Source organism: Novosphingobium sp. FG90, assembly GCF_057808725.1.
Map to the genome: position 1 here is coordinate 12,329 of NZ_JBMDIO010000035.1, position 26,608 is coordinate 38,936.

Consider the following 26,608-nt stretch of genomic DNA (forward strand, 5'->3'; position numbering starts at 1 on the left):
GAGAGTCTTCCGGCGGCCCGTCATGGAGAAAACCCATGGCCAAAGCGCCTCAAAAGATCATCCTCAGCGGCTCGCGCGACATCCCGTTCGACCGTCTGGTCCTGTCCCAATCCAATGTCCGGCGCGTGAAGGCCGGCGTGTCGATCGGCGAACTGGCCGCCGACATCGTGCGGCGCACCCTGCTTCAGAGCCTTAATGTGCGGCCCATCCTGGACGCGGCGGGCCAGGAGACCGGCCAGTTCGAGGTGCCGGCCGGTGGCCGGCGGTTCCGTGCGCTCGAACTCCTCGTCAAGCAGAAGCGGCTCGCCAAGGACGCGCCCATCCCGTGCGTCGTCAAGGCGGCCAATGATGCCGTATCGGCCGAGGAAGACAGCTTTGCGGAAAATACCTTCCGCGAGCAGCTCCATCCCCTCGACCAGTTCCGTGCCATGCAGGCGATGGTCGACAAGGGCGAGGGCGTGGAAGCGATCGCCGCGCATTTCCTGGTGACCCCGGCGGTCGTCAATCAGCGCCTGCGCCTCGCCAGGGTCTCGCCAACGCTGCATGACATCTATGCCGAGGACGGCATGACGCTCGAGCAGCTCATGGCCTTCGCGGTCTCCGATGATCATGCGCGCCAGGAACAGGTCTGGGAGATGCTGGCGCACAGCTATAACAAGTCGGGCGCTTATATCCGCCAGAAGCTCACCGAGAATTCGGTGCGCGCGGGCGACAAGCGGGTGCGCTTCATCGGTGTCGAGGCCTATGTCGCGGCGGGCGGCTGTGTGATGCGCGACCTGTTCGAACCCGATGATGGCGGCTGGCTGACCGATCCCGCGCTGCTCGATCGTCTGGTCGGCGAGAAGCTTCAGGCCGAAGGCGAGACCATTGCCGCCGAGGGCTGGAAATGGGTCGCGACCGCCGTCGACATGCCCTGGGGCGTGACTAACGGCCTGCGCGAGATCGACGGGGTCGAACTTGCCATGACCGGTGAGGAGGAAGAACGGCTCGCCACGCTCCAGACCGAGATCGAGGAGCTGGAAGCCGAATGGGCCGATGCGCCCGAGGTTCCCGACGAGGTCCAGGCGCGTATCGAGGCCATCGATGCCGCGATCGGCGCTCTGATCGAACGGCCGATGACCTTCGAGGCGCAGGACATGGCGATCGCCGGCGCGTTCCTGTCGATCGAGGTCGACGGCACGCTTTCGGTCGAGCGCGGCTATGTCCGTCCCGAGGATGAGCCGGTGGTCGAGGCCGATGGCGAGACGGATGCCGGTATCGATGGCGATGCCGACTATCGTGCCGGTGCTGATGGTGACGATGAGGAGGAAGGCGTGGCTGGCCCCGCCGTCTCCAACGTGGTCGCTATTGGTGGTGTGGGCGGCGCGGCGTCGAATGACGACGGCGATGAGGATGGTGAGGTGGTCAAGCCGCTGCCCGACCGGCTCGTCGCCGAACTCACCGCCTGGCGGACGCTGGCGCTGCAGGATGCGTTCGCACAGTCGCCCTCGACGGCCTTCGCGGCGGTGCTGCACGCCTTCGTGCTCGACTGCTTCTACTCTTCGACCCGCGAGTCCTGCCTGCAGATCTCGCTCAATGAAGCGTCGTTCGGTTTCTCGACGACGGGGCTGCGCGACAGCGCGCCGGCGCGGGCGATCGCCGAGCGGCACAAGCGCTGGGCCGACCGGCTTCCGGATTCCGACAAGGATCTGTGGGACGTGCTGCTCGCCTTCGACGGCAATGAGCAGGCGGCGCTGTTCGCGCATTGCGCCTCGCGGGTGCTCAATGCCCAGCAGGAGGTGGTCCCCAAGTACGACAATGGCCGCATCTCGAAGAGCAGCATCGAGCGCCGGGTCGAGCATAGTCATGTCCTTGCCCGTGCGGTCGGACTGGACCTGGTCGGCGCGGGCTGGCGGCCGACGGTGGCGGGCTATCTCGGTAGCGTCACCAAGCAGCGGATCATCGCCGATGTGGCCGAGGCCAAGGGCGCGAAGTTCGCGGAGATGATCGACCATCTCAAGAAGGCCGACATGGCCCGCGAGGCCGAACGGCTGCTCGAGGATGGCGACTGGCTGCCCGAGCCGATGCGCACGCCGGCGTTGGTCGATGGGCTCGCGGTCGATGAACCGACTGCGGTTGAGGAAGCCGAAGCGCTTCCGGCCTTCCTCGACGAGGAGCTGGACGGGGCTGGCACCGCTGCCGACAATGACGATGGCGAGGCGCTGCCGGAAGCGGCCTGAGCGTCCGGGCGGGGTGGCATTCGCTGCCCCGTCTTTTCTTTCATTCGTTCCTGAAGGATCGACCCATGTCTGCTGCCAATCTTGAGACCGCCAGCGCCGACCGTCTGGCGCCCATCCTGCACGCCGCCTTGCACCGTCTCGGTCAGTTGGGCCGTGAGGGGGCCGTGGCGCTCGCCCGGCTCGTCGAGGATGATGACACCGATTTCGACGAAGCGGCCGAATGGATCGCTGACATCGCCAACGGGGCTTTGCGCGAATGACGCACCGTCCCCGATTTTCACCGTCCCGTTTTTTCCAGAAAGCCCGGTCACAGCGCCGGGCTTTCGCCGTTCAGGAGATCCGTCATGACGGACACCACTCAGCCCACCATCGACATGGATGCGCTCATGTCGAAATACGCCCTCTGGGAAGCCGCCGCCGCCGCGCTCGTCCCAGACAACAAGGCCCGGCTCTTCGCCTTCCTCGCCTCAGCCCGCATCACGCGCGTCACCGTGCTCTTCGACGGTGAAGGCGATAGCAGCCAGATCGAGGATATCACCGCCTATCAGGGTGACGCGCAGGTCGCGCTGCCCGACGGCAAGGTGTTGAGCCTCGATCTTCCCTATGGACAAACCCAGCCTGTCGAACGGCAGCACAGTGCCGAACTGGCGCTCGAGACCATGGCCTTTGACCTTCTCAAGGAGAAGCATGATGGCTGGGAAAATTCGGACGGGGCTTATGGCGAATTCACCTTCGACGTCGCCGCCGGCACGATCACGCTCGACTACAATGAGCGGTTCATGTCGTCCGAACATCATGCCTATAGCTGGTGAGGAGGAAGCGATGGGACCTTGCTATCATCACGCGCTCTCTTCGGTTCGCAAATGGGGCGGCGTGCCGGAAGACTATCTGGCCCTGCACCAGTGGTTCGATCAACCCTCCAAGGAGATCATAGCGGATTTCCGTCATCGTGCGCTCCGGCACCACGCTCAGGGTATATTCGAACTGGAGAGGGCCTTCGGAGCGACCGTCACCGTGTCGACAGGCCGGGTTGTTCCGGTCCGGCAGATAGGCGAACAGCACGTTCGAGAAGATCTCGGGTTCATTCCCAGCTTTGCGGACTGGGTGCGCTGCATCCGTCCCGAACCCTGGATGGGCCGGGCGCAGCCGATCCATCGCGATGTCGATCCGTTCGCCACCGGAGATCCGGAGCGGCAACCCGCTGCGGTGACGCCCATAGCGGGAGAAGGACCATGACCGCCATCTATCCTTTGCGGCTCTTCCTCGATTGCTCGACGGCGCACCTCTCGCCTGATGCGCGCAGCTATGTCGACAGGACGGACGTGATCGCGTCGTCGACGCCCTATGGCTGGTCCGTCTGGGCCAGCGAAGAACCCGGCGAGGATGTACCGGACGATCTTGCCGCGATCATGGCGCACGCCCGCTCGCTCGGCGCGGAATATATCAACTTCGACCGCGATGCAGACGAGATCGACGAACTTCCCGTCTTCGACTGGGGGTAGCCGGGCGCCCCCCTTCACCTTGTTTAACCACCGAGCCCGGCCGTCGCGCCGGGCTTTTGCATATCTGGAGACCGATCATGACTGATTACCATTCGCCGACCGTCGTGCGCCCGAGCATTCCCGCCGGAGCGATTACGCCGCTCGAACTGGCCCTGCTCACCGCCATGTTCGAGCATGAGGCTGATGGCGACGCGCTGTATTTCTTCGCCAGCGAAGGTGCGTCGAGCAGTGTCTCGCTCGACATTGCGGAGGCAAAGACACTGCTTGCCGCCGAAACCATCGTTGAGGGAGAAATCACCGCCTTTGTGCGGGATCGACTGGCCCAGGCCGGTCCCGATGACGTCGAACTGGAACTCGACCTGTCCGATCTGGACGAGACGCATATCTTCCAACCGATCGTGCGGCGTTGCGATGCCCTCGATCATGTCGTCATCACTTCCGCCTGGACCTGCACCAGGATGCAGCCCGATGGTTTTGGTGGCAGTGTCACCGTCGTGACGGCGGGCCATGTCTTCTGGAGTTCCACCCACGAGATGGAGGCGCAATTGCTTGACCGCGCCGACTATGGCGATCCTGGCTGTGCGCCCGGGCACGGCAAGCATCCCGTGCTGACGCTCGACGAAGCCGAGATCCGCTCCATGGTGGCGGATATCCAGCAGGCCTATGAGGGCACCGATGCCGCCGGTGTCACGGTCAGCGACGAGCAGATCCGCCAGGCCTGCGCCGCGCTGATCCCGACGCTCGACCTCGACGAGCAGCTTCGCGGTCTGGAATTCAGCGCCGCCATGGCCGCCATCCGGCTCGCGCGCGCCGCGTCCGCCTGATCCTTTTCCCTTCCCCAACCACCCCCTCGAAAGCCCGGCCATGCGCCGGGCTTTCGCGTTTCAAGGAGCATAAAAATGTCCGCACAGCATATCTATGACAGCGCGCCGCTCGGCAGCCTGATCACTTTCTCCAATGGCGAGCCGCGTCCGCCCCAGAGGTTCACACGCAAATTGCGCGCCTGGAACGATGAGAATGGCATGGGGCGTCTGGTCGAGCGGTCTGCCGGTCATTCCGGCCGCTTTGTGTCGCCCGCGACCTTCGCGCTCCATCTCGGCAATTATGGCAGCCAAGGCATCATCACCATGGTGGTCCGCCGGATCTACACCGTCACCAGCCAGCTTCGGTTCGAGATCGCCGACCAGCCCAAGGCCGGCATGGTCCGTATCCTGTCGCGCCGCGATGGCCGCGAGGAACTGCACCATCTCGCGCCCGACTTTGCTGCGGCCGAGGCCTGGGCCGCGGAGCATCGCTATCATGGCGCGGTCATGGAGGAGGTCATGACCCCCGACAGCGTCGTGCCGCCCGTTCGGCTCGGGAGGGCGGCATGAGCAGGCTGCGTCATTTCGTGCATGTCTATGCGACCATCCGGATCAAAGTGGCGGTCGATGCGTGCGATCATCGCGCGGCCATGCGCGCCGCTGACGCTGTGGTGTTCGGTGACCGGAACGCCGTGGGACTGATTCCGGTCCATCCGGCCGTGATCGACGCCGACTATGCCGAGGAGGTCACCGAGTATCTGGTCGACGAGGCCGATGATCCGAGCTTCGCGCGAACGCGCAGTTACGGTCCCGACCATGCGCCAAGGCTGGCTTATGGCGACAGGAGGGTAGCATGAGCGCGGTCCTTCCGGACTATGGCACCAGCGCCGACGGGCACCTCGCGGCCCGGGTCGGCGACCTTGCCTATATCGCGCTGCCGGGCGCATCGGGTCTGCGTCTCGCGTCGGGATGGCGGCTGCGGCGTCCGATCGGGGAATGGCGCGAAGCCGATGTCTATGGCAGCGAGGGCATCGTGCCTGATGCCGCGGGCTTTCGCGCGCATGTTGAGGATGTCGCGCGCCATCTCACCCAGCGCGAAGCCCTGGGACGCAAGGAGGTGCGGCTGCGTGTCTCGACGCCCTGGGGCCTGTCGCAGGGCGCGACCATCTATGCCGAAGGCGTGGTCTGCCATTCCACCGCTTCGCATGGCGGGTTCAAGCTCGATCGCGCCCGCAACGCCGCGCTGCATCCGGCCTTGCGGATCAAGGGCGGGTGGTATGAGGAAGACGGAGACTGGGCGCGGGTGGCGGTCGGCTTCCCCGACCTCTTCACCGACCGGGAGAAACGATCTGCCGACCGGACGCTTCGCGACTGGGAACCCGATGCCTGGGAGGCCGTCCATGGCCGAGTGCTGAGCGCCGAGGATTCGTTCACCCGTGGCCGGCAGCGGTTCGAGCGCGAACACGCGGCGGACTGGGTGGTGATCTCCGCCGTCACGTCCAAACAGCATCCGGGTTTCGTCGAGACCATCGCCGCGAATGGTGGTCGGCGCGATGCGTTGCAAACCCGCGCCTGGCTCGTGCCCTGCGCCGAATATAGCGCCGGACGACACGGTTTCGTGATCGATCCCGCCCGACACGCCATGCTTCCCGCCTGAGCGGAGCCCGTCCCGGTTATCGGGACGGGCTTTTTCTATGCCTGCCGGTCAGAGCCAGCCTTATGTCGCGGCTTTCGACTTTGTTTCGTCAGCACTAAGCGAACAGCTGTTGGTCGGAACTATCGCTTTCTTAGAACTCCGCAGACAGGCAGGAGCAGAGCGATTGCGACGATCGTCAGGCTGGCGCTCCCCAAGAGTGCGAAGATCGCCATGGCGCCGCCGATGCAGGCATGCACTGCTGACAGAAGAAGCAATAATATTCCCGTCCGCCTGCACGAGCGCGACAGTGATGGTTGCAGCGTCCGTCCGATGACGTCGCGCTGGTGCCGCTTCATCGACAGGCACAGAAGTAGCAACGCAAACGCCACGCCGATCTGCATCACGCCGTTCACGCGCGTTGGGGCCGAAAGAGGGACACCGAAAGGCTCAGCAGGCCAGCCGCCAGCAGCGCCCCATCGACCATTAATGGTGCTGCATTGCCTCGCGCTATCCAGGCAAGAAGACCAATACCGGTCGGTTCGATCGGTATGAAAGGCGTGGCAAGACACAGAATGCCGAGCACGACCCCTTGTTGCCGCCATGCGCGGGCTGGTCGAACGCAGAGCGCATGGACCAGCATGATCAACCAGGCCAGGAAGAACGCTGCCCCCTCAAGACTGGCGCGCCCTGCAAAGTCGGAAGGGATCAACCGATTGGCGGTCAGCAGCGATGCGACGCCGATGGGCAGGCCTGCGATTACCGCGACATTGATCCGCGCGGCAAGATTCTCTGCACTATCCTCGCGCGCCGCGCGCTTTTTGACCCAGAGTATGAGGCCGGTGGCGATCATGGCGGTCGCGAGCAGACCCGATGCGAAAAAGAGAAACCGCATCGCCTCGCTCGAGAAACGCGCCAGGTGAAAGCCGTAGAGCCATTGATAGGCGGCGACGGCCGGCCCGCTGTTGTCATGCGCGTCGATGAGCGCGCCGTCTGCCCGGTAGCGCCGCCAGGCAAGATCATAGGAAATGCTATCGCGGTCGGCCCGTTCGATCGTCGTGAGGGCGTCAGCTGTCCCAGGATGCTCGACAAGGATGCGCCCCGGCGCTGAGCCGTGCCAATGGCTGCGCGCGTCCGTAAGCATCGCATCAATCCGAAGCGGCGCCCTGGGGCCCGCTGGGAAGGTGATCGGCGTCTGCTCCGCAAGTGCGCTACGGAACGCGCTGACATTGCCTGAAAAGGCCTTGTCGATGCCCCAGGGCATGAACATCGTCATGAGCGCGACTAGCCCCGTGAAACTGATCAGGAGATGATAGGGCAGCGCGGCGACTCCCGCGACATTATGAGCATCGAGCCAGCTGCGCTGTCCTTTGCGGGGACGGAAGGTGAAGAAGTCGGCGAAGATGCGGCGATGGGTTACGATCCCGCTGATGAGCGCCACCAGCATGATGATCGCCGCGAAACAGACCAGCCAGCGGCCGCCGCTGCCCGGCGCATTGAGATCGAAATGGAAATAGAACAGGAAGTCGCCGCCCATGGTCTCGCGCACCCGGAGTGGACCGCCCGTTCGCGGGTCGAGCAGCTGCGAGGCGAAGCCGCCATCGCCTTTCCACAGGACTTCGGTGACGGGAGTGCGCGGTGTCGGCAGGTCGATGCGCCACAGGGTCGCCCCCTGCCCATGTTCGCCAAGCCATGCGAGCGCATGGGGTACTGCGCTGGGATCGGCGGTCACGCCCGTCAGCTCCGGCCGCATCCACTGTGTGATCTCCTGCCGATAGTAGGTCAGCGAGCCGGTGAGGAAGACCGCATAGAGCAGCCAGCCTGGAATAAGGCCTGCCCAGCCATGGAGGAAGGCCATGCTTTGCCGGAAACTGTCCTTCATCGGCCGACCATGCTGCCCAGCGCAAACAGGGCCGTGGCTGCGCCGGCGACGCTTGCCCAGACTGTCCAGCCGCGCCTGGGGACAAAGGCCCAGAGCGCGACGAGGACGAACAGAATATAGGCCGACAGCGAGGCAGCAAGGCTTGCTTCCACGGCAGGGCCCGGCAGGGCGATGGCGAGGAGCGACGCCCACAGGCTTGCCAGCAGATAGCCGCCGCCGAGCGCTGCGATCGTCCGGCCGAGCACTGCACCCCGCGATGGCCCGCGCCGATCTACCATCGCCATGAGAGATCGGCGGTGACGTTGCGCGCCTGGCCGTAATAACAGCGGTCGATCCCGCTGCAGGACGCGACATAGGTCTTGTCGAGCAGATTGTTGGCCTTGACCGAGAATTGCAGGCCCTTGAGCGAGGTGATCCAGTGCCCGAGTTCGAACCGGAGCGAAGCGTCGACGAGGACGTAAGCCGGTACGCGGGAAAGGTTCGCGTCATCGCCCCAGCTCGCGCTGACATAGCGCAGGCCCGCTCCGGCGCCGACCCCGGCCGGCGCATCATAGTTCAGCCAGAGAGCGGCCGTATGGCGCGGCACGGCGATCGGGCGCAGCCCCTGCTGGGCGCGGTCCTCGATCTGCCGCGTCACCGGATTGATGCCGCTCACGCTGTCGTTGCTGCTGGTCACGCGCGGATCGAGCAGCGTGTAGCTGCCGATCAGGCTGAAAGTCTTGGCAAGAGCGACATTGGCTTCAACCTCGAAACCGCGCATGCGAATCTCTCCGGTCTGGCGGGAAAAGTCCGGATGATCAGGATCGGTGGTGAGAACATTGCGGCGGCGCAGGTCGAAAATGGATGCGGTTACGAAGCTGCGACCACCCTTGGGCTGATATTTGATCCCGGCCTCGACCTGTCGACCATGTTCGGGCGCGAAAGCGTTGCCTTGCCAGTCCGTCCCATCCTGCGGCGTGAAGGATTCCGCATAGCTCACATAAGGGGCCAGCCCATTGTCGAAGAGATACAGGAGGCCTGCGCGCTTGGTGAGCGCGTCAGCCTTTTGCGTCTGGCTGAGACCGCTGGGATTGTCGCGCGTGCGGCCCGATGCCCAGTCCTGGCGAAGCCCGATCAGCAGGCGCCAGCGATCGAGGGCGATCTGGTCCTGGAGATAGAGACCGGTCTGCTCGTTGCGATAGGCCTGGTCGCGGAACTGTACGCGGGGAGGAATCGTCTGGCCATAGACTGGCGCGAAGATGTCGAGCGTCGGTGCGACCGCGAACTCGCGCAAGGTGTCGCTCTTCAGCAGCTGCCAGTCGACACCGCCGAGAAGCTGATGCTGGAGACCGCCCGTCATGAACCGGGCCGAGAGGCGGGTGTCGACGGTGAGATCGTTCGAATGCTCGAGAAGTCCGAAGGCCTGCCGGTTGGCGGTGCGCAAATCGGCGGTCAGGCGCGAGATGTATGTGTTTTGATTGTCGAGCCGGTTGTGCGTGAAGCGTAGCGCCTGGTTGAAGCTGACAGCGTCGCTGAAACGATGTTCGAACTGATAGCCGATCGACGCCGTCGTGCGGTCCCAGCGCTGGTAATTGGGGTCGCCCGTGAAGAGCGTCCGCGACACCTGCCCATAAGGGTTGGCGATGATGGTGCCGATCGTCGGCAGCCAGTTCAGCGTCGATCCGGCGAAATCGTCATGCTGGTAATGGCTGAGCAGCGTGAGACTGGTGCGCTCGTCCGGCCGCCAGGTGAGCGCAGGCGCCACCATGACGCGCTTCCTGTCGGAATAGGAATAGATGTCATGGGTCTCGAAAGCCGTCCCCGAAAAGCGGGCGAGCAGGCTGCCGTCCTGCGTGACCGGGCCGGTCACGTCGAGACCGACCTGCTTGCGATCGAAGCTGCCGTAGCGGAGCAGCAGTTCCCCGCCGAACTCCGCCTGTGGCCGGCGACTGATCATGTTGATGAGTCCGCCCGGCACCGACTGGCCAAACAGGACCGATGCCGGTCCTTTGACCACCTCCACGCGCTCATAGAGCCATGGATCGAGCCCGGCCGTCACATAGCCGGTGCCGCCAAGACGGAGGCCGTCGATATAGGTGTTGATGGCGGCGCCTGTCGTGCCGTCATTGCCGAAGCCGCGCACCGCGACGGCATCGCCGCCATAGGTGTTGCCCTTGCCATTGGCGAAGACGCCGGCGCTATAAGCGACCGCGTCGCCGACCGACAGGACATTGCGCATCCGCATCTCGTCGAGATCGATGACCGAGATCGACTGGGGCGTCTCGATGAGCGGGATGGCAAGCTTGGTCCCACTGATCGCAGCGGTGTCGGGCAGAACGGCCGTCACAATGATGTCTTGCCTGCTGCGGGCGGAGCGTCCCTCCGCGCTTTCGGAAGCGGTGCTGCGGCTATCGTCGGCAGCGGGCGTCGCGCTGACGAGAACCGGCTCGAGCGCCAGTGCGGCACGGGATGCGCGGACCACGGTAATTGTCCGGCCGTCCAGCCAGCGCCAGGAAAGCCCCGTGCCCTTGAGCAGCTGGGACAGCGCCTGCTCGGCGCTCATTCGTCCCTCCACACCGGATGTGGCTAGCCGTTCGGTCAACCCCGCTTCATAGGAGATCTGCAGTCCGCTCGCTTCCGCGAGGCGATTGAGCGCAGCGGTGAGCGGGCCAGCCGGGATGGCATAGGCAGAGACAGATGTGGTCTGTGTCGTTTGGGCAAGGGCTGGTGTGGCAGCAAGCGACGTGGACAGCAGCAAGGCGAGCGCGGACGCTGGACGGATCATCATTCCCCCGAATATTGCGGCCGGCCGCGACATGCGACCGACACTCAATAGCAAAGACGGGACGGTCTCCGATTTGGGTATGTGTCGCGCTCAAAAAATCAGCGCCGCAGCAGAATGAGCCGATCCGTAAGCCGGGTCTCGCGAAGTCCCAGGCTTTTGCGGACAGCCTCGATCGCATCGTCAGGCCGGGTAAGGTCGAAGACCCCGCTGACCCGGATCGTCTTGGCCTCGCCGAGGGCCAGGACATAACCGCGCCGATAACGTCCCACTTCGCGCAGGACATCGGTGAGTGGCATGCCAGCTGCGACGAGTTTTCCCCGCGTCCAGGCCTGGCTACCATCGATATCGACTGCCCGGACGCGGCCGACCTCGCCATCCTGCCAGTCGACCGCGTCGCCCAGCCCCAGGCGTTTGCTGGTATTTCCCGACCGAACCTCGATCCTATGTTCGGTGACGACCGCAGAGGCTGTGGTCCCATCGGTCGCCACAATGAAGCGTGTGCCCAACGCTGTCGCGCTGCCGTTCGCAGCTTCCACTACGAAGGGGTGGTCCCTGTCTGCCGCCACAGCGAAAAGCGCGCGGCCGCCGATCAACCTGACCGCCCGCTTCCTTGACGTAAAATGCACAGCGATAGCCGTGTCGCTGTCGAGGACGACCTGAGAGCCGTCCGCCAACGCGACGGTTCGCACGGTGCCGGGTTCGGTAACATAATCGGCGCCAAGGCGGGCGAACCAGTGACCGCCCGGACCGAGCCATAGCAGGAGCAGGCTGGCCGCGATGGCCCATGGCACCTGGGACCATCTCACGAAGCGGCGCGGATGCGTGACGGCTGCGGCCACCGGTCGGGTTTCGACGCAACGGTCGAGATCATACCAGAGCGCCTCCATGCGGCGGAGCGCGTCCTCATGGCGAGGGTCAGCGGCGCGCCACGCATCCAGAGCATGTTCGTCGACCGCGCTGAGGCCCTCCTCGCGGCGGAGGATCCAGTCGCTCGCGGCTTGGGCGATCGCTTTTGGAAGGGGCGTCCCGGTCACGCTTCCGCCTCCCCGATCCGGGCGGCGATGAGCATCATGGCGGATCGCAGATGCTTGTCGACCATGTTGCGGCCGATGCCGAGCCGTTTGCCGATCTCGATGCTGGAGAGACCTTCCTGCTTGCGCAACAGGAACACGTCGCGGCAACGTGGCGGCAGGTCGTCGATCGCTTCCGAGAGCAAACGCATCCGCTCCCGCTCGATGAGCAACGCTTCAGCGTTTGGCTCAGAGCTGGCGATCTCGAACCTTTCGGGAGCATCGCAGATGATTTCCGTGCGCTTGCTGGTGAGGCGAGCATCATCGACGATCAGGTTCGACGCTACACGCTTCAGATAGGCTTCCGCGTTGTCGATCCCTCCGCGCGCCAGGGCCGGTCCCGCACGCAGCCAGGATTCCTGTGCGATATCGTCCGCGTCCGCCCGCCCGCCGAGCCTGGAACGCACCCATTGGCGCAAGCCAATATGATGAAGGCCGGCGTGTCGGCCCCAATGTCGGCTGCTCTGGCTCACCGGCTCGCGACCTGTCTGACGGACGTGCGTTCGAGAACGAAGACCACCGGCACGCGGATATCGACGAGATCGGGAAGTGCGGCAGGAATGACGGGGAAGGGTTCGGCCCGGCTCACGGCATCGCGCGCTGCCGCATCGAGTGAGCGATGGCCTGAGCTTTGCACCACTTCCAGGTCGGACACGGTCCCGTCACGGTGCAGGACGAAGGCGATCTGGGCACTGCCTTCTTCACGCGCCTGCCGGGACGCTTCCGGATAGACACGGGCTGCGACGATCCGGTCGTGCAGCGAGCGACGATAAGCGTCCACATCGACGGAATCCGTATTGGCCGTAGGCTCGAGCGGTGGATCGGCCAGGGCCTGCAATCCGACCGTATTTGCAACGGGCAACGGGGCCGGCATGGATCGCGGCAAGGGTCGCGGAGCGACTGTGCGGCCGATCGTCCCCTTTATCCCTTCGTCCGGTTGAGGACGAGGGGCCGAACCATGGCTTTGAAGATCGAACACAAGCGGCTGCCGCGACGGTTGAACTTCGCCCGGAAAAACGACGTGGAAGGCTGCGGAAATGGCGGCGAGCAGCACCCCGTGGAGTGCGAGCGTCAGAAAAATCACCCCAAACCGGGATGTGTCAAATTTCCGCCCTTCGACGAAGGGCCTGGTAGTCCCGCCCTGTCGATCCACGGTTCCGTCCTTCATGCACGATGCGGACTTTACAATTTTTGCGAGCGAATCGCAATAGCGTCGCGGTTCCACGACTCATCCCTGGCTCAACGCCTTGCAGCCTTTACTCCAAAGCTGCTCAAGCGACGCCGGGGGCGCGATCTGCCATTCCACCGCTTCCCATGGCGGGTTCAGGCGAAGAAGCGACCGCCATGTTCACGATCTTCGGGCATGGTCATCTGCCTCTGCACGGCTCCATCCCGCCTGACCGACGTCCGGCAAGAGGTACGGCCTCATGTCCGTCAACCCGCGAGGGGTTCCCCTCTCTGACGCTCGGTGACGGTCTCGTCCGGCCCTTGTTTCCGGCATCTGCGGGGATTGTCCCGCACGAGAACGGAGACGACCATGACCCAGGACACGCAAGCCTATCACCGCGACGACATTGCCGTCTGGCCTGATGGCGTCTGGGCGACACTCGGCGAAGTTTGGGCCGGTCATTTCACGCACAGGTCAGACGACTATGAGATCGTGCGCAGTGACGATCATGCGCGGCTCAAGGCGCTGGGCGTCGAGGAAGACCTCGATATCGAGCCCGGGTGAGAGGGAGAGGCTTGGCCGGGAAGGGGGAACCCGGCCGGGCTTAGAGAGAGCGTCCGGCGGGCTTCGCCCTTTCGCGCTCTCCCGGAGACTTGCCCCCATGACCCACACCCTGTCCGACGCGGCGCTTCGCGCCGCGCCCCTCGCGGCTGCACCCGGCCTTGCTCCATCCGGCTTCGCTTCGCAGGGCGTTGCCCTGCTCACCGCCGCGCGTGGCATCCTGCCCAGCCTGGAGGCCGGGCGACCGATCGACGCCGCAACCTTGCGCGCGGCGATGTCGCGAGCCTTTGGCGGGACCGACGCCGAAGGCGCGTGGGACTGGAAGAACGCCTATGATGCCTGCGAGGCCGCCGAGATCCTGTTCCTGCGCCGCTATGGCCAGACGATCATCGGCCGTGCGCCCGCCAGCGCGCTGGCGCTGATCGAACGGATTGCCACCCTGCTGCCGACGCACACCCGCCGCTCTGAAACCTCCCATGCGCTCCAGCAATATTCGACACCGCCCGGCCTTGCCTATGTCGCTTCGGTCGCCGCGGTGCTCGTGCCCGGCGATCATGTGCTCGAACCTTCGGCCGGCACCGGCATGCTCGCCGTCCATGCCCTGCTGGCGCGGGCGGGCCTCACGCTCAACGAGTTGGCCGAGACCCGCGCCGAACTGCTTGGGGCTCTGTTTCCGGGCATCGCCGTCTCGAACCATGATGCCGCGTCGATCGACGACCGGCTGCCCGGCGTCGTGCGCCCGAGCGTGGTGCTGATGAACCCGCCGTTCTCGGCGGTCGCGCATGTCGACCGCACGATGAAGGACGCGGCATTGCGCCATATCGCATCGGCGCTGGCCCGGCTCGAACCGGGTGGCCGGCTGGTCGCGATCACGGGCGCGAGCTGTTCGCCCGATGCGCCGGCCTGGCGCGATGCGTTCGAAACGTTGCAGGCGTCCGCGCGCGTGGTGTTCACCGCCGCGATCGACGGCAAGGTCTATGCGAAGCATGGCACGACCATCGACACGCGGCTGACCGTGATCGACAAGCTCCCGGCCGACGATCCCACGGTGCTGCCGGCGAGCACGGGCATAGCGGCCGATACCGCCACGCTGCTTGGCTGGGTGCTGGAGACCGTGCCGCCGCGGGCACCAGTTACGCCGTCGCCGGCAGCGGTCCTGCCGGTCACCGCATCGGCTTCGCGCGCTCCGGCGAAAGCACCGATCACGGCCACACCTTCGGTTCCCGCCGTCCCGGAGGCCGAAGCGGTCGAACTCGTCTATAAGACGATCGACTGGACGCCGCCCGCCGACCGGCTCGGCGAGAGTATCTATGAGCCTTATGCGCTCCAGTCGCTCGTGATTCCGGGCGCGGGCGCGCATCCGACCCCGCTGGTCCAGTCCGCCGCGATGGCCTCCGTCGCGCCGCCCAGGCCCTCTTACCGGCCGCATCTGCCACCGCAACTCGCCACGCTGGGTATCCTCTCCGACGCGCAGATCGAATCCGTGATCTATGCGGGCGAAGCGCATAGCGGGCATATGTCGGGCGCCTGGAAGGTGGATGCCACCTGCGACGTGGTCACCGCCGCGCCCGAGGATAGCGAGGGTAGTGTCCGCTTCCGGCGCGGCTGGTTCCTCGGCGACGGCACCGGCGCGGGCAAGGGCCGGCAGGTTGCCGCGATCATCCTGGACAATTGGCTCAAGGGCCGGCGCAAAGCCTTGTGGCTATCGGTCTCGGATCGGTTGCTAGAGGACGCGCAGCGCGACTGGACCGCGCTCGGTCAGGAGCGCCTGCTGGTGACGCCGCTCTCGCGGTTCAAGCAGGGCAGCGATATCCGGCTCGACGAGGGCGTGCTGTTCACGACCTATGCGACGCTGCGCTCGGCTGAGCGCGGCGGCAAGAAATCACGGGTCGAGCAGATCGTCGAGTGGCTCGGCACCGAGTTCGACGGGGTGATCGTGTTCGACGAGGCGCACGCGATGGCGAATGCCGCCGGCGGCAAGGGCGAACGCGGCGATGTCGCCCCTTCGCAGCAGGGCCGCGCCGGACTGCGTCTGCAGCATGCACTGCCCAATGCCCGCATCGTCTATGTCTCCGCAACCGGCGCGACCACGGTGCAGAACCTTGCCTATGCCCAGCGTCTGGGCCTCTGGGGGGGCGACGACTTCCCGTTCGCGACGCGCGGGGAGTTCGTCACCGCGATCGAGAATGGCGGGGTCGCGGCGATGGAGGTGCTCGCGAGGGATCTGAAGGCGCTCGGGCTTTATGCCGCCCGTTCGCTATCCTTCGACGGTGTCGAATATGAGATGCTCGAGCACCGGCTGACGCCTGAGCAGGTGCGCATCTACGACAGCTATGCCTCGGCGTTCGAGGTGATCCACAACAATCTCGACGCCGCGCTCGAAGCCGCCGGGGTCACCAGCGCCAGTCACGGCACGCTGAACCGTCAGGCCAAGGCGCAGGCCAAGTCGGCCTACCAAGGCATGCTCCAGCGCTTCTTCAATCATCTCATCACCAGCATGCAGACGCCCGCTGTCATCGCCAGCATCGCATGCGATCTGGAGGCGGGCCATGCCGCCGTGGTGCAGATCGTCTCGACCGGCGAAGCGATGCAGGAGCGTCGTCTCGCCGAAATCCCCGCCGACGAGTGGAATGACGTGTCGGTGGACATCACGCCGCGGGACGGCGTTCTCTCCTACCTGCAGCACAGCTTCCCGGTGCAGCTCTACGAGCCGTTCACCGATGGCGAGGGTAATCTCTCGTCCCGGCCGGTCCATGACGCGGAGGGCAATCCGATCGTCAACCGCGAGTCGGTGCGCTTGCGTGATGCGATGATCGAGCGGCTTGCCGCGCTGCCGCCCGTTCCCGGTGCGCTTGACCAGATCGTGCAGCATTTCGGGACGGAGATGGTGGCGGAGGTGACGGGCCGCTCGCGGCGCGTGGTGCCGAAGCAGCGGGACGACGGCACGGTGCGCTTCGCGGTCGAGAACCGTCCGGCCTCGGCGGCGCTGCTCGAGACCGACGCCTTCCAGAACGATCAGAAGCGCATCCTGATCTTTTCCGAAGCGGGCGGCACGGGCCGGTCCTATCATGCCGATCTCGGCGCGGTGAACCAGCGCCGCCGCGTGCATTATCTGCTCGAAGCGGGCTGGAAGGCGGACGCCGCGATCCAGGGCTTCGGGCGGACCAATCGCACCAATCAGAAGCAGCCGCCGCTGTTCCGGCCGGTCTCGACCGATGTGAAGGCGCAGAAGCGCTTCATCTCGACCATCGCCCGGCGTCTGGACTCGCTGGGCGCGATCACGCGCGGCCAGCGCCAGACCGGCGGGCAGAATATGTTCCGTCCCGAGGATAATCTGGAAAGCTGGTATGCGCGCGATGCGCTGCGCCAGCTCTATGTCCTGCTCGCGCGCGGCAAGGTCGAGGGCTGCTCGCTCGCCCGCTTCGAGGCAGCGACCGGCCTGTCACTGCTCGACAGCGATGGCGGGCTCAAGGATGAGCTGCCCGGCATCAACATCTTCCTGAACCGCATGCTGGCGCTGACCGTCGCGATGCAGAACCTGCTGTTCGAGGCGTTCGAAGGTCTGCTCACTGCCCGGATCGAACAGGCGCAGGCGTCGGGAAGCTATGAGGTGGGCCTCGAGACCTTGCAGGCCGAGAGCTTCCGCGTCGTCGGCCGCGCGCCGATCTACACTCATCCAGGCACCGGCGCACAGACGGCGCTGCTGACGATCGAGCGCAAGGACCGGCTGACCCCGCTGTCGCTGGCCGACGCCCTCGCACAGGCCGAGACAAGCGGCGCGAAGCTGCTGGTGAATGCCAGGACCGGCAAGGCCGCGATCCAGCGCCGGGCGCGCAGCGTGACCGATGATGACGGTGCGATCCATGCGCGCGTGCGCCTGGTCTGGCCACTCACCGACAGCATGATCCCGGCCGAGATGCTGCTTGCCGGCCACTGGGAGGAAGTGGGGCGCGATGCCTTCAGCGCTGCCTGGGCAGCCGAGCTTGCCGGCTTGCCGAGTCATGAGGTCTCGACGCTGCATATGGTCTCGGGCCTGTTGCTACCGATCTGGAAGTTGCTCCCGGACGAATCGACCCGCGTTTACCGGTTGCAGAGCGATGACGGCGAGCGGATCATCGGTCGGCGCGTCTCTCCGGCCTGGGCAGCGCGCGTCGCCAATGATGACGGCCCGGTCAAGCTGACGGGCGATGAAGCCATGGCGCTGCTGATGTCGGGCGAAGCCGCGCTGCTTCTGGCGCAGAACCAGAAGCTCCAGCGCGTTCGCGCGATGAATGACTGGCGGATCGAACTGACCGGCTTCAACGATCTGGGCGTCGAGCGCCTCAAATCCATGGGCTTGATCTCCGAGATCGTCTCGTGGAAGCTGAAGCTCTATGTGCCGACAGGGGCTGTCGGCGTCGGCGTGCTGGAGCGTCTGTTCGATCGTTTCCCGGTCGAGCGGATCTCCGGGCGCAAGGCCGCCTGAGGAGCCCCATGATGCCCACCAAAATGCTGACAAGTCCGGCCAGCCAGATTGCCGTTGCTCTTGCCGACAACGCCGAGGCCGTGTGTCGCCATTATCTCTCGAAGGGCCATCGTGAAGGCTGCTACTGGCTGGTGGGCGATGTGCGGAACACGCCGGGACGCAGCCTCTATGTCCGTCTCTCCGCGTCCCCAGACGGGCGCGGGGCGGCGGGCAAGTGGACCGATGCGCAAAGCGGCGATCATGGCGACCTGCTCGACGTGATCGCCGCGGCCTGCTCGCATCACAGCCTGCGCGAGACGCTCGACGAGGCCCGGCATTTCCTGAGCCTGCCCATGCCGCCGCCGGTCGAGAACGAGCCGTTCAGACGGAGCAAGGCGCCGACCGGAACGCCCGAGGCCGCGCGGCGGCTTCATGGCGGATCGAAGCCGATCGGCAGCAGCCTGGTCCGAACCTATCTCGCGTCCCGGCACATCACGAATCTCACGGGGTGCGAGGCGCTGCGCTTCCATCCGCATTGCTGGTATCGGGCATCGGACGACGACCTCCCCGATGTTCGTCCCGCATGGCCGGCGATGATCGCTGCGGTCACCGATCTCGATGGCAGCATCACCGGAGCGCATCGCACCTGGCTCGCGCTCGACGGCTCCGCCAAGGCGCCGGTCGCCTATCCCCGCCGCGCCATGGGCGACCTGCTCGGAAACGGGGTGCGGTTCGGGCGTGCCGGCGCGGTGATGATGGCCGGCGAAGGCATCGAGACCATGCTGTCGCTGCGCCAGGTCATGCCGGTGATGCCCGCGATCGCCGGGCTCTCCGCCGCCCATCTCGCCGCCATCCTGTTCCCGGCAGGGCTGAAGCGCCTCTATGTCGCGCGCGACGACGATCCTGCCGGCGCGGGGGCGTTGAAGACATTGACCCAGCGAACGATCCCGGCGGGGATCGAGATCGTGCCGCTTGAACCGAGGCTCGGCGATTTCAACGACGACCTTATGGCCTTCGGGCGGGAGCGTCTGGCGGCAGGGCTTCGAGGTCAACTGCGGGCCGAGGATGCCGCGCGCTTCCTGACGCTCGGTTGAGGAGCAGCGGATCACCGTCTGCGCTGGTGGATCATCGCCATCGGCTCCGGCCTTTAGGAGACGCCACGCCACCGGCCTTCGGGAGAGGGCGACTGCGGCAGTCGGCCCGGGACGGCAATGGCTGCGCGGGGGGCTATTTTCCGCCGGGGCTGAAGCCCCTTTGCATCGCGAGGCAAAATAGCCCCCGCTGCGCCATCCTCCGCTTTGCTCCGGCCGCACCCCAGGGGCTGCGGTGCAGTCCCGTTCCGCCCGCCGCTGGCCGTCGCCACGAAGGCCGCGAGAGGCGCGGCTGACAGGCACGGAAGACTTTCGATGACGCATGATGACCAGCCCCAGGATCCGCAGCCCGGCTCCACCGCCTATCTCCTTCAGGAAATGCAGCTTTACGGCTACCGGCCCTATGATGATGAACCCGATCATCGCCCGCTGCCCGACGACCGCATCGCCGGCGGCGCGGTCGCCGAAATGTTCGATGCCCTGGTCTCCTGCCTGATCGACACGCGAATCGAACCCGACCTTGAGGATCTCGCCTGGGGCATCGTCAATGTCTTCCACCGCGCCGGCGAACGTGTTGAACGCGAGCTTGACGACAATGAACAGGCGCAGAAGCGCATGCAGCGCGAACAGGATGGCAGCGAGGTCAAGTCGGTCGAGCTGGAACGCGCGATCGCCGAAGGCATCACCATGATCGAACGCCGCGACACGATGGAGTTTTTCCGCGATGCCGCCGCCGACCAGTTCCGCATCCATCTGCGCAAACCCTGGCTTCCCCGTTCCGGGCCGATGGTCAACCACAAGGCGCTGACCTCGGCGGTGCTCGACAGCCGCAAGCATGTCGAGAAGCGCGGCTATCAGAAGCAGCGGCTGCTCGATCCCGAGGGAGTACGCATCGTCTTCACTTGCGGCGCCGACTACAACGATCACCAGCGCATCTATAAAGTGCTCGATAAGGTCCATCAGCAACTGCCGACGATGATCCTCAGGCACGGCGCGACCTCGACCGGCGGAGAACGCATCGCCGCCTGCTGGGCACGTGATCGCAATGTGCCGCAGGATCCGTACCGTCCCGACTGGAACCGGCACAAGAAGGCCGCGCCGTTCAAGCGCAACGATGTGATGCTGGCGGACATGCCCAAGGGCGTGATCGTCTTCCCCGGCACCGGCATCCAGGACAATCTCGCCGACAAGGCCCGCAAGCTCGGCATCCGCGTCTGGGATTTCCGGAAACGGGCCGGGTGATCCGGAATTTGAAACGAAACAAGAACGAAAATCTTGCGCTCATGAACGTCGATGCCCTATCTCATATATCTGCCGCACGGGCTGGCGGACTCTAGCAGGGGATTTTCGATGACGGGCAAGGCTGCTCGCAACGCCGAGCTTGAAAGGCTTCATAGCGAAGGCGCCAGTTATGCAGCGCTCGGTCGCCAGTTCAACCTGTCGCCTGCGCGCGTGACACAGGTGATCGCGAGGGTGAGGCGCATGCGCAAAACCACGGCGCTGCGTCTGGATGCCCCTTTGCGTCACACGACATGAGCGTCCTGTTCACGCCACCTGATAGGCAACCACGCTGCCTCTGGTGCGCGGCGTCGAACGACTATATCGCCTATCACGACAGCGAATGGGGTTTTCCGGTCGATGACGATCGCCGCCTGTTCGAGAAATTGAGTCTGGAGGGCTTCCAGTCCGGCCTGTCCTGGCGGACCATTCTCACCAAGCGCGAGAATTTTCGTGCGGCCTTTGACGGGTTCGATATCGACAGCGTAGCGGCCTTCGATAAGGCCGACGTCGAACGCCTGCTGCAGGATGCGGGCATCGTGCGGCATCGCGGCAAGATCGAGGCGGTGATCAACAATGCCGCCCGGGCGCAGGACCTCGTGCGCGAGGCCGGATCGCTTGCTGCCTATGTCTGGAGCTTCGAGCCGCAGGGCGCGGATATCCCGTATCTCGCCTCAACCTCGCCTGCGTCCATTGCGATGTCGAAGGATCTGAAGAAGCGCGGCTGGGCTTTTGTCGGTCCGACTACGGTCCATGCCTTCATGCAGGCGATGGGCCTCATCAACGATCATGCGCAAGGCTGCGTCACCCGCGCGAAAGCGCAGCGCGCCCGTGAGGCGTTCCGGCGGCCGGGCTGAGCGGATCTTCCCGAATATCGTCCGGCCCGGCCCATGGCGATGGCGCGATGCAGCCGAACCCGATGCGGCACGAACAGCGGTACGATCGCCGAAGGTCTGCGGGAAAGCGTTGCGCCGCAACCTGGCGACGCGCCGCGCCTGATGCGCGGCGGGCTGATGCGATGCCCCTGGGGCGGCGGTGGGAAGGCCTGCAATTCTGGGGCTGAGGCGTGCGATAGGCATGCGCCACTGCAACCGATCTTCAGACAGGTCGGCTATGGCCACAGCGGACTTTCTCCGGGCTGCTGGAGACCAACCCCTCTTTTGTCGCCTGATACGAGCCTCGGCCGCCTTGTTCCGTCAACCCGCAAGGGGTTCCCCTGCGCTGACGCTCCGGTGACGTCGGCATCCGGTCTCTCCTGTGGGCGCCATCGGGGATGGTCCCCGAGCAACCACAAGGAGTTTTCGTCATGGCCACGATCGCCAACCTCACCGTGAAGAATGACGGCAGCATGGAGGGCATGCTCGCCACCCTGACCGTCCAGGCCCCGATCGCCATCGTCCCCAACGGCCGCAAGGTGAAGGACAGCGAGCCCGACTACCGCATCTTCAGCCGTAAGACCGGATATGAGCTGGGCGGCGGTTGGAACCGCTTCTCGCAGACCACCGGCGCCGAATATACTTCGGTGTCGATGATGGCGCCGGAGTTCGACGCTCCCATCTACGGCAATATCGCCAACGCGCCGGGCGACGATCCGACGAAGAAGGTCATCATCTGGAATCCGCCGGCCTGACCCCCAGGGCCTGCGGCGGCCCCGCCTTCGGGTGGGGCCGGAACCTTGCCCTTGGTTCTGCATCGCCATTGTAAAGCCCGGCGGCCGTTCAACCGGAATGGCCGCCGGGCCGAGATTTCTTCTGCCGCGCCATGAATTTCTGGACAGCGGGATGCATGGATTCATACAGGGCCGGCTCGGAATCGCGGGTCCATTTATCGTTAAAGACCAGCGGCTCGTTCCGCTTCCAGGCATCGATGTCATAGCCTTCGGCGCGCAGGGCGGCTTCGGCGATGTCCGATAGCTCGAGTTCAGCCGGCCTCATATGCGCGAACATGATCGTCGGCATCGCTTCTGCCGACTGCAGGCGATAGCCGCGGCTATTGGCGCGCAAGACCGCTTTCGGCTTGTTGTGCCCCGCCGCGACCTCCCGGCGGATGGTGTCGTAGGTCATGATGGTGAGATCGCGTTCGGCGCCATAACCGGCTAGCCGCAATTTGCGTGCATCATGATGCTCAAATTCCGCCGAGCGACCGATCACCAGCACGTAGCGGACCGACAGCCGGTGCTGCGCCATCGGCGCAGGCACCATCAACGGACGCAGCTTGTCGCGCAGGCGATCGGGATGTTGATGGACATAGTCGCGCCAGACGTCGACTTGCGCGACCGCGTCGTTGAATTCGGTGCTGAAGGCAACATTCTTGCTGGAATTCTTGAAGATCGGCTTGCTGCTGTCTTCCAGTTCCACCAGCACCAGGCGCCACTCGATGCTGGATTTGGTCAGATAAGCATAATCGGTCGATCGTTCGCCGACGGGAAACTTGGCGATCACGCTGTTCATGTGGACCCGATGGTTGAGCATGTCCGGCGTCGGCATGAACATCGTGTTCGCCTCGAGAAATGCCTGAATGGCGTTCTCGTTCGCTTTCGGTGACGCAATCAGCTCGTCGAATTCGGCCAGCCTGGTTTCAATCTCGCAAGATAAGGATTTCGGCAAGCCCATTGTCTCCCTGAACTGGTCATGCGGTCATCCTGAATCTGTACGCGGCTCGCGCATGTGCTGACCATCAGATTCTTTGCGCCATAAGCGAGCGACCGGGCGGCGCGGCATGGGGCCTGCCCGTAACGCAAAAGTCCAACCTCGCTCGTGTGTCGGCGCTGATCCCTGTGGCCGAAGTCCGGCCTCCTTCAATCAACCCGCAAGGGGTCCGCTACGCAAGCGTGCGGCCGCTTGGGACATGTCCCGGCGCGGTGATTGCGGCCAGCCCCCGGCCGGCGGGGCACCTGTCGAGCGGAGGATGGTCTTCCGCTCCTTCCGACAGGAGTATAGTCCATGCCGCTCAAGACCGCCCAGTCGCTCGCCTGGAACCTCGCCAAGACGCTGATGACGATCATGGTCATCGTGCGGACCGGCAATGGCTATGCGGTGATGCCCTGGGACGAGTTCGACGGCAATCCGGCCGAACTGGTCCGCGAATATGATCCCTTTTCCTGATCGAAAAGGCGACCCTGCCTTGTCGAAGCGACGCAATATCTGTTTCGCTTCGGCCCTTCAGGCGCTATGTTGCTTCTTGCAAGACAAGCGCTGTGGAGGTGGTGGCGGGCGCGTCCGACGATCATTCGTCATGCAAAGGACGCTATCCATGACCATCTTTCTCGTTCTCGGCCTGTTTGCCGGCCTCTATATGCTCTGGCTGCTCTTCAGCCTCGCCGTCTATGCACTGCCCCTCTACGCTGGCATCGGCCTTGCCTTCTGGATGCACGGGGCCGGCTGCGGCTATGCGCCCGCGATCCTTGCCGGCTTTGCGGCCGGGTTCGCGACGCTGTTCGCCGGGCAATTGCTCTTCGCGCTGTCGGGCTCGCCGCTGTTGCGGCTCGCGCTTGCGCTTCTCTTCGTCCTGCCAGCGGGCATTGCCGGCTATCAGGCCGTCCATGGTGTGTTGGGCCTCGCGATCGATCCCGGTGCGACGCTCACCATTCTGAGCGGTCTGGGCGCCGCCCTGATCGCGGGCACCGCCTGGACCCGGCTGACCGGCTTCGAGCCGGGCGGACAGGTTCAGCAGCCCATGATGCCATCGCTTCCCGCCGCCGAATAAGGCGGCGCGAGAGGGCACGGAGGGATCGCGGCAAAGCCGACAGGCCGGTCATTGGCTGCATTCCGGGCGGCAGGCCCGATGTCTTCCACAGTGACGCGGTGGCTGGACGCGACGGGCGTCCCTGTCCGGTGCCAAGGAAGGCTTAACCCATGTACCGGGGCATCCGTTGTCTCCTGGTTACCCGACCTCCAGATGCCGGAATCGCCAGCCTGTTGGCGCCTTTGCCCGCCCGCGCCAGAGCGGCCTCGGTTCGATGCGCGTCATGCCGACAGGATCGCGTACCGCTCGACGGGCTTGCCGCAACGGCCTTCCGCCCATTTTCTTCCCCCGGCGTGCCGCCGTTCCTCGCGGATCCAAGAAAATCGGCAGCCGGCCGTCCTTCGCTGCGCTGCGGGCCGAAGGCTGCGGCGCCCGTCGCCTGCCGGCTCCCCTTGCGCATCGAGGCCGCGATGGTCGCGGGCTCGAAGCAAAAGGAACAAAGGCAATGGCAAAGATCGGCAGCTTCAAGAAGGTCTCGGGTGAACTCAAGGGCGACATCGTCACGCTCGGGCTTCAGGCCAAGGCGGTTCGTTTCGTCCCGGACAGCGAGGCCAGCGGCAACGCGCCCAGCCACCGCATCTATGTGGGAGACGCCGAAGTGGGCGCCGCCTGGGAGAAGCGGACCAGCGACGACCGCCCCTATCTCTCGGTCAAGCTCGACGATCCCAGCTTCGTCGCCCCGATCTTCGCGCAGCTCTTCGCAGCAGAAGACGGCGGCTATGATCTGGTCTGGAACCGGCAGACCCGCCGCGCGCGGGACTGAGCCGGACAGGGCGCCACCCGGCACCGGCCGGGTGGCGCCCCGACGCGTGCAGCGTTCAAGGTCAATCGTCGGGCCGCACCAGATCGATATGGCTGACGCCCAATGCACGGGACAATTCATACAGAATGATGACAGAGCGTGGCCGGCGCTATGCCTCATGACCGGGTGGGGAGAAGCGAACCAGCAAATCAGAAGCTTCTACGCCCAATTCCCGTGCAAGCCGGTCGACCACCTCGATGCTGGCGGCATAGACGCACCGCTCCAGCGCACTGATGTAGGTGCGATCTATCTGCGCTCGATGGGCAAGTTCTTCCTGCGACAAGCGAGCAGCTCGCCGATATTTGAGCAGGTTGGCGGCAAAGGTTTCCCGGATTTCCATGACCGGAAACACGCACTCTTGAAGAGTATTTAACCACGGAGTATTCTCTACATGACGCGCTGAAAGCCAGTGTGCCGCATGGCTGTCGTTGTTGGAAGATGAACGGATTATGTCGGTAAATACCGAACTCGGCGACGGTTCTTGAGCTCTTTCCCGCTTGTTGCCGTGATCGAAGCGAAGCGCGACCTTCACGTCGGTTCGCCTTCTTCCAACATTTTTGGCCCAGTCCGCAAATTACCGACAAAATGCGGTCCGCTAAGAAACTCGAAAAGCTCAGCTTTTTGGCGACGGAGATTAGAGAAACTCCCAACACCGACAATGGCTATCGGGAGGGGCTCTCGTGGATTCTGCCAGTAAGAATGAGGCCAGGCTGGAGATTTTCTTGCTGAACCTGATCGCGATGGCAGTCAGGCGACTCGCGCGAGACGCCGGCGAGGCTCCCCTCACGTCATCGACAAATAATTTGGCCACCGGGTTCGAGGCCTTAACCCTCTCTAAATCCGTGAAAACTAGCATCCGGCGAAAGAGTCGTCCGGGCGCTGTCAAGGCGCTAAAATCAATCGATCCAAAATGGATGGTTCACAGAGGCGAGGAAATGGCACGCGTCTGGCCGCGTGGCGCACGGCATGACGCGTCAGCCTTGGGGTGAGGGAAGGATGTCTGCACATGTCGATCGTGCCTTTCGAGGACACTCCGCCGGGCAGTGATGTGCTCACCGCTTATGATCTCGCGCATCTCGACACCTATATCCAGTTGCTCGATGCGGAGAAGGCGCCGGGCACGTCCTGGCAGCACACAGTGGAAACCCTGTTCGGAATCGACGCCGCGCGCGAGCCCGTCCGCGCACATCAGGTTCATGAGGCCCACCTTGCTCGCGCCCGCTGGATGACCGAGGTGGGCTACCGGCAACTGGCCGCACTGGAAATGCGGCGTAGCGAATCGCCGAAAAAGGACTGAAACAGTCCTTCCCGTAGCGTCCCTGACGCCTCGAGGCGCATTATTCGCCTTTCCCGTGACGCGATAGCCTGCCTTCCCAAAAAGATAAGGGAGGGGACCATGTCGCCAGCCGACGCCTGGCGCGCGGAGGAACCCGCGCGTCTTCCCGACAATGCCGATATCGGCATCGCCGCTTTCGAGTTTCTGCGGCGCAATCCTGCATACCACCATGATTTCGATCAAATCGCCCGCCGGAAAAATCCCGATCGAAAGGAGGAAGCCGTCACCGCCCAGCGGTGGGGGCTGCGATTTCCTGGTCGATCCATCCCGGCCGGCACCTGACCGCCGCATCATCTGGCGCGCTGACGTCA

General features: G+C 64.8%; 30 protein-coding genes. 21 read left to right on the forward strand and 9 right to left on the reverse strand.

Annotated elements, in window-relative coordinates:
- Window positions 1-35: 35 nt before the first annotated feature.
- From ACODRZ_RS21825 to ACODRZ_RS21865, 9 genes are all read left to right on the forward strand, one after another.
- A complete protein-coding gene (locus ACODRZ_RS21825) occupies window positions 36-2,219 on the forward strand; it encodes a ParB/RepB/Spo0J family partition protein (RefSeq protein ID WP_087573778.1) in 2,184 nt (727 codons plus the stop codon).
- Between the two features lie 65 nt (window positions 2,220-2,284).
- On the forward strand, window positions 2,285-2,479 hold the full coding sequence (locus tag ACODRZ_RS21830; RefSeq protein ID WP_087573779.1) for a hypothetical protein: 195 nt from the start codon (window positions 2,285-2,287) through the stop codon (window positions 2,477-2,479).
- Between the two features lie 84 nt (window positions 2,480-2,563).
- A complete protein-coding gene (locus tag ACODRZ_RS21835) occupies window positions 2,564-3,031 on the forward strand; it encodes a DUF6878 family protein (protein ID WP_087573780.1) in 468 nt (155 codons plus the stop codon).
- Window positions 3,032-3,041: 10 nt separating this feature from the next.
- Complete coding sequence (locus tag ACODRZ_RS21840) at window positions 3,042-3,455, forward strand: DUF6915 family protein (RefSeq protein WP_087573781.1); 414 nt, start codon at window positions 3,042-3,044, stop codon at window positions 3,453-3,455.
- Entirely contained in the window at window positions 3,452-3,721 is a 270-nt protein-coding gene (locus ACODRZ_RS21845) for a DUF5983 family protein (protein WP_087573782.1), read from the forward strand. The genes ACODRZ_RS21840 and ACODRZ_RS21845 overlap by 4 nt, the downstream gene beginning before the upstream one ends.
- 77 nt (window positions 3,722-3,798) lie before the next feature.
- Complete coding sequence (locus ACODRZ_RS21850; RefSeq protein WP_087573783.1) at window positions 3,799-4,545, forward strand: hypothetical protein; 747 nt, start codon at window positions 3,799-3,801, stop codon at window positions 4,543-4,545.
- 75 nt (window positions 4,546-4,620) lie between these two features.
- Window positions 4,621-5,094 carry a hypothetical protein gene (locus ACODRZ_RS21855; RefSeq protein ID WP_087573784.1) on the forward strand — a complete coding sequence of 158 codons (474 nt, stop codon included), beginning with the start codon at window positions 4,621-4,623 and terminating at the stop codon, window positions 5,092-5,094.
- Entirely contained in the window at window positions 5,091-5,381 is a 291-nt protein-coding gene (locus tag ACODRZ_RS21860; RefSeq protein WP_087573785.1) for a hypothetical protein, read from the forward strand. The genes ACODRZ_RS21855 and ACODRZ_RS21860 overlap by 4 nt, the downstream gene beginning before the upstream one ends.
- The gene (locus ACODRZ_RS21865; protein WP_087573786.1) at window positions 5,378-6,181 is read left to right on the forward strand and encodes a DUF7007 domain-containing protein; all 804 of its coding nucleotides are present in this window, start codon (window positions 5,378-5,380) and stop codon (window positions 6,179-6,181) included. The genes ACODRZ_RS21860 and ACODRZ_RS21865 overlap by 4 nt, the downstream gene beginning before the upstream one ends.
- Before the next feature lie 119 nt (window positions 6,182-6,300).
- Here the strand turns inward: ACODRZ_RS21865 and ACODRZ_RS21870 are convergent, their stop codons facing one another.
- The 7 genes from ACODRZ_RS21870 to ACODRZ_RS21900 form a co-directional block, all read right to left on the reverse strand.
- Window positions 6,301-6,561, reverse strand: coding sequence for a DUF3325 family protein (locus ACODRZ_RS21870; protein WP_366484234.1), 261 nt, complete (start codon window positions 6,559-6,561; stop codon window positions 6,301-6,303).
- Between the two features lie 8 nt (window positions 6,562-6,569).
- A complete protein-coding gene (locus ACODRZ_RS21875; RefSeq protein ID WP_176392278.1) occupies window positions 6,570-8,039 on the reverse strand; it encodes a PepSY-associated TM helix domain-containing protein in 1,470 nt (489 codons plus the stop codon).
- A complete protein-coding gene (locus ACODRZ_RS21880; RefSeq protein ID WP_176392279.1) occupies window positions 8,036-8,323 on the reverse strand; it encodes a hypothetical protein in 288 nt (95 codons plus the stop codon). The genes ACODRZ_RS21875 and ACODRZ_RS21880 overlap by 4 nt, the downstream gene beginning before the upstream one ends.
- A complete protein-coding gene (locus ACODRZ_RS21885) occupies window positions 8,311-10,803 on the reverse strand; it encodes a TonB-dependent siderophore receptor (protein ID WP_293778692.1) in 2,493 nt (830 codons plus the stop codon). Before ACODRZ_RS21885 ends, ACODRZ_RS21880 begins: the two co-directional genes overlap by 13 nt.
- A gap of 98 nt (window positions 10,804-10,901) precedes the next feature.
- A complete protein-coding gene (locus ACODRZ_RS21890; protein WP_176392280.1) occupies window positions 10,902-11,837 on the reverse strand; it encodes a FecR family protein in 936 nt (311 codons plus the stop codon).
- Window positions 11,834-12,346, reverse strand: coding sequence for an RNA polymerase sigma factor (locus ACODRZ_RS21895; RefSeq protein WP_087573791.1), 513 nt, complete (start codon window positions 12,344-12,346; stop codon window positions 11,834-11,836). Before ACODRZ_RS21895 ends, ACODRZ_RS21890 begins: the two co-directional genes overlap by 4 nt.
- A complete protein-coding gene (locus ACODRZ_RS21900; RefSeq protein WP_087573792.1) occupies window positions 12,343-13,041 on the reverse strand; it encodes an energy transducer TonB in 699 nt (232 codons plus the stop codon). Before ACODRZ_RS21900 ends, ACODRZ_RS21895 begins: the two co-directional genes overlap by 4 nt.
- A gap of 369 nt (window positions 13,042-13,410) precedes the next feature.
- Here ACODRZ_RS21900 and ACODRZ_RS21905 point away from each other — a divergent pair, with 369 nt between their 5' ends.
- The 7 genes from ACODRZ_RS21905 (at window position 13,411) to ACODRZ_RS21935 (ending at window position 22,045) form a co-directional block, all read left to right on the forward strand.
- Window positions 13,411-13,605 carry a hypothetical protein gene (locus ACODRZ_RS21905; RefSeq protein ID WP_087573793.1) on the forward strand — a complete coding sequence of 65 codons (195 nt, stop codon included), beginning with the start codon at window positions 13,411-13,413 and terminating at the stop codon, window positions 13,603-13,605.
- Between the two features lie 97 nt (window positions 13,606-13,702).
- Complete coding sequence (locus ACODRZ_RS21910) at window positions 13,703-18,067, forward strand: strawberry notch-like NTP hydrolase domain-containing protein (RefSeq protein ID WP_488972480.1); 4,365 nt, start codon at window positions 13,703-13,705, stop codon at window positions 18,065-18,067.
- Window positions 18,068-18,075: 8 nt separating this feature from the next.
- Window positions 18,076-19,140, forward strand: coding sequence for a DUF7146 domain-containing protein (locus ACODRZ_RS21915; protein WP_176392283.1), 1,065 nt, complete (start codon window positions 18,076-18,078; stop codon window positions 19,138-19,140).
- A gap of 312 nt (window positions 19,141-19,452) precedes the next feature.
- Entirely contained in the window at window positions 19,453-20,379 is a 927-nt protein-coding gene (locus tag ACODRZ_RS21920) for a DUF2493 domain-containing protein (protein WP_087573795.1), read from the forward strand.
- Window positions 20,380-20,487: 108 nt separating this feature from the next.
- Window positions 20,488-20,673: a hypothetical protein gene (locus ACODRZ_RS21925; RefSeq protein ID WP_140404525.1), complete on the forward strand. Its 186-nt coding sequence runs from the start codon at window positions 20,488-20,490 to the stop codon at window positions 20,671-20,673.
- Window positions 20,670-21,272, forward strand: a complete 603-nt coding sequence (locus ACODRZ_RS21930) for a DNA-3-methyladenine glycosylase I (protein ID WP_087573797.1) — start codon at window positions 20,670-20,672, stop codon at window positions 21,270-21,272. The genes ACODRZ_RS21925 and ACODRZ_RS21930 overlap by 4 nt, the downstream gene beginning before the upstream one ends.
- 449 nt (window positions 21,273-21,721) lie before the next feature.
- Window positions 21,722-22,045 (forward strand): DUF736 domain-containing protein, encoded by a 324-nt coding sequence (locus tag ACODRZ_RS21935; protein WP_087573798.1) that lies wholly within the window; start codon window positions 21,722-21,724, stop codon window positions 22,043-22,045.
- Between the two features lie 88 nt (window positions 22,046-22,133).
- Here the strand turns inward: ACODRZ_RS21935 and ACODRZ_RS21940 are convergent, their stop codons facing one another.
- Window positions 22,134-23,027 carry a Shedu immune nuclease family protein gene (locus ACODRZ_RS21940; protein ID WP_087573799.1) on the reverse strand — a complete coding sequence of 298 codons (894 nt, stop codon included), beginning with the start codon at window positions 23,025-23,027 and terminating at the stop codon, window positions 22,134-22,136.
- Between the two features lie 330 nt (window positions 23,028-23,357).
- Between ACODRZ_RS21940 and ACODRZ_RS21945 the strand changes: the two genes are divergently transcribed.
- From ACODRZ_RS21945 to ACODRZ_RS21955, 3 genes are all read left to right on the forward strand, one after another.
- Window positions 23,358-23,519 carry a hypothetical protein gene (locus tag ACODRZ_RS21945; RefSeq protein WP_176392285.1) on the forward strand — a complete coding sequence of 54 codons (162 nt, stop codon included), beginning with the start codon at window positions 23,358-23,360 and terminating at the stop codon, window positions 23,517-23,519.
- 148 nt (window positions 23,520-23,667) lie between these two features.
- On the forward strand, window positions 23,668-24,120 hold the full coding sequence (locus ACODRZ_RS21950) for a hypothetical protein (RefSeq protein ID WP_087573800.1): 453 nt from the start codon (window positions 23,668-23,670) through the stop codon (window positions 24,118-24,120).
- A gap of 484 nt (window positions 24,121-24,604) precedes the next feature.
- Entirely contained in the window at window positions 24,605-24,922 is a 318-nt protein-coding gene (locus ACODRZ_RS21955) for a DUF736 domain-containing protein (protein WP_087573801.1), read from the forward strand.
- Between the two features lie 148 nt (window positions 24,923-25,070).
- Here ACODRZ_RS21955 and ACODRZ_RS21960 read toward each other — a convergent pair whose 3' ends face one another.
- Complete coding sequence (locus ACODRZ_RS21960) at window positions 25,071-25,493, reverse strand: helix-turn-helix domain-containing protein (RefSeq protein WP_254911426.1); 423 nt, start codon at window positions 25,491-25,493, stop codon at window positions 25,071-25,073.
- Window positions 25,494-25,967: 474 nt separating this feature from the next.
- Here ACODRZ_RS21960 and ACODRZ_RS21965 point away from each other — a divergent pair, with 474 nt between their 5' ends.
- Together ACODRZ_RS21965 and ACODRZ_RS21970 are read left to right on the forward strand one after the other, a co-directional pair.
- Window positions 25,968-26,258, forward strand: coding sequence for a DUF2285 domain-containing protein (locus ACODRZ_RS21965; RefSeq protein WP_087573803.1), 291 nt, complete (start codon window positions 25,968-25,970; stop codon window positions 26,256-26,258).
- A 99-nt stretch (window positions 26,259-26,357) separates the two neighbouring features.
- Entirely contained in the window at window positions 26,358-26,579 is a 222-nt protein-coding gene (locus tag ACODRZ_RS21970; RefSeq protein ID WP_366484225.1) for a transcriptional regulator domain-containing protein, read from the forward strand.
- Window positions 26,580-26,608 lie beyond the last annotated feature (29 nt).

Coding starts and splice junctions, on each gene's coding strand:
- ACODRZ_RS21825 (WP_087573778.1), top strand. CDS start 36: ATGGCCAAAGCGCCTCAAAAGATCATCCTCAGCGGCTCGCGCGACATC.
- ACODRZ_RS21830 (WP_087573779.1), top strand. CDS start 2,285: ATGTCTGCTGCCAATCTTGAGACCGCCAGCGCCGACCGTCTGGCGCCC.
- ACODRZ_RS21835 (WP_087573780.1), top strand. CDS start 2,564: ATGACGGACACCACTCAGCCCACCATCGACATGGATGCGCTCATGTCG.
- ACODRZ_RS21840 (WP_087573781.1), top strand. CDS start 3,042: ATGGGACCTTGCTATCATCACGCGCTCTCTTCGGTTCGCAAATGGGGC.
- ACODRZ_RS21845 (WP_087573782.1), top strand. CDS start 3,452: ATGACCGCCATCTATCCTTTGCGGCTCTTCCTCGATTGCTCGACGGCG.
- ACODRZ_RS21850 (WP_087573783.1), top strand. CDS start 3,799: ATGACTGATTACCATTCGCCGACCGTCGTGCGCCCGAGCATTCCCGCC.
- ACODRZ_RS21855 (WP_087573784.1), top strand. CDS start 4,621: ATGTCCGCACAGCATATCTATGACAGCGCGCCGCTCGGCAGCCTGATC.
- ACODRZ_RS21860 (WP_087573785.1), top strand. CDS start 5,091: ATGAGCAGGCTGCGTCATTTCGTGCATGTCTATGCGACCATCCGGATC.
- ACODRZ_RS21865 (WP_087573786.1), top strand. CDS start 5,378: ATGAGCGCGGTCCTTCCGGACTATGGCACCAGCGCCGACGGGCACCTC.
- ACODRZ_RS21870 (WP_366484234.1), bottom strand. CDS start 6,561: ATGCAGATCGGCGTGGCGTTTGCGTTGCTACTTCTGTGCCTGTCGATG.
- ACODRZ_RS21875 (WP_176392278.1), bottom strand. CDS start 8,039: ATGAAGGACAGTTTCCGGCAAAGCATGGCCTTCCTCCATGGCTGGGCA.
- ACODRZ_RS21880 (WP_176392279.1), bottom strand. CDS start 8,323: ATGGCGATGGTAGATCGGCGCGGGCCATCGCGGGGTGCAGTGCTCGGC.
- ACODRZ_RS21885 (WP_293778692.1), bottom strand. CDS start 10,803: ATGATCCGTCCAGCGTCCGCGCTCGCCTTGCTGCTGTCCACGTCGCTT.
- ACODRZ_RS21900 (WP_087573792.1), bottom strand. CDS start 13,041: ATGAAGGACGGAACCGTGGATCGACAGGGCGGGACTACCAGGCCCTTC.
- ACODRZ_RS21905 (WP_087573793.1), top strand. CDS start 13,411: ATGACCCAGGACACGCAAGCCTATCACCGCGACGACATTGCCGTCTGG.
- ACODRZ_RS21910 (WP_488972480.1), top strand. CDS start 13,703: ATGACCCACACCCTGTCCGACGCGGCGCTTCGCGCCGCGCCCCTCGCG.
- ACODRZ_RS21915 (WP_176392283.1), top strand. CDS start 18,076: ATGATGCCCACCAAAATGCTGACAAGTCCGGCCAGCCAGATTGCCGTT.
- ACODRZ_RS21920 (WP_087573795.1), top strand. CDS start 19,453: ATGACGCATGATGACCAGCCCCAGGATCCGCAGCCCGGCTCCACCGCC.
- ACODRZ_RS21925 (WP_140404525.1), top strand. CDS start 20,488: ATGACGGGCAAGGCTGCTCGCAACGCCGAGCTTGAAAGGCTTCATAGC.
- ACODRZ_RS21930 (WP_087573797.1), top strand. CDS start 20,670: ATGAGCGTCCTGTTCACGCCACCTGATAGGCAACCACGCTGCCTCTGG.
- ACODRZ_RS21935 (WP_087573798.1), top strand. CDS start 21,722: ATGGCCACGATCGCCAACCTCACCGTGAAGAATGACGGCAGCATGGAG.
- ACODRZ_RS21940 (WP_087573799.1), bottom strand. CDS start 23,027: ATGGGCTTGCCGAAATCCTTATCTTGCGAGATTGAAACCAGGCTGGCC.
- ACODRZ_RS21945 (WP_176392285.1), top strand. CDS start 23,358: ATGCCGCTCAAGACCGCCCAGTCGCTCGCCTGGAACCTCGCCAAGACG.
- ACODRZ_RS21950 (WP_087573800.1), top strand. CDS start 23,668: ATGACCATCTTTCTCGTTCTCGGCCTGTTTGCCGGCCTCTATATGCTC.
- ACODRZ_RS21955 (WP_087573801.1), top strand. CDS start 24,605: ATGGCAAAGATCGGCAGCTTCAAGAAGGTCTCGGGTGAACTCAAGGGC.
- ACODRZ_RS21965 (WP_087573803.1), top strand. CDS start 25,968: ATGTCGATCGTGCCTTTCGAGGACACTCCGCCGGGCAGTGATGTGCTC.
- ACODRZ_RS21970 (WP_366484225.1), top strand. CDS start 26,358: ATGTCGCCAGCCGACGCCTGGCGCGCGGAGGAACCCGCGCGTCTTCCC.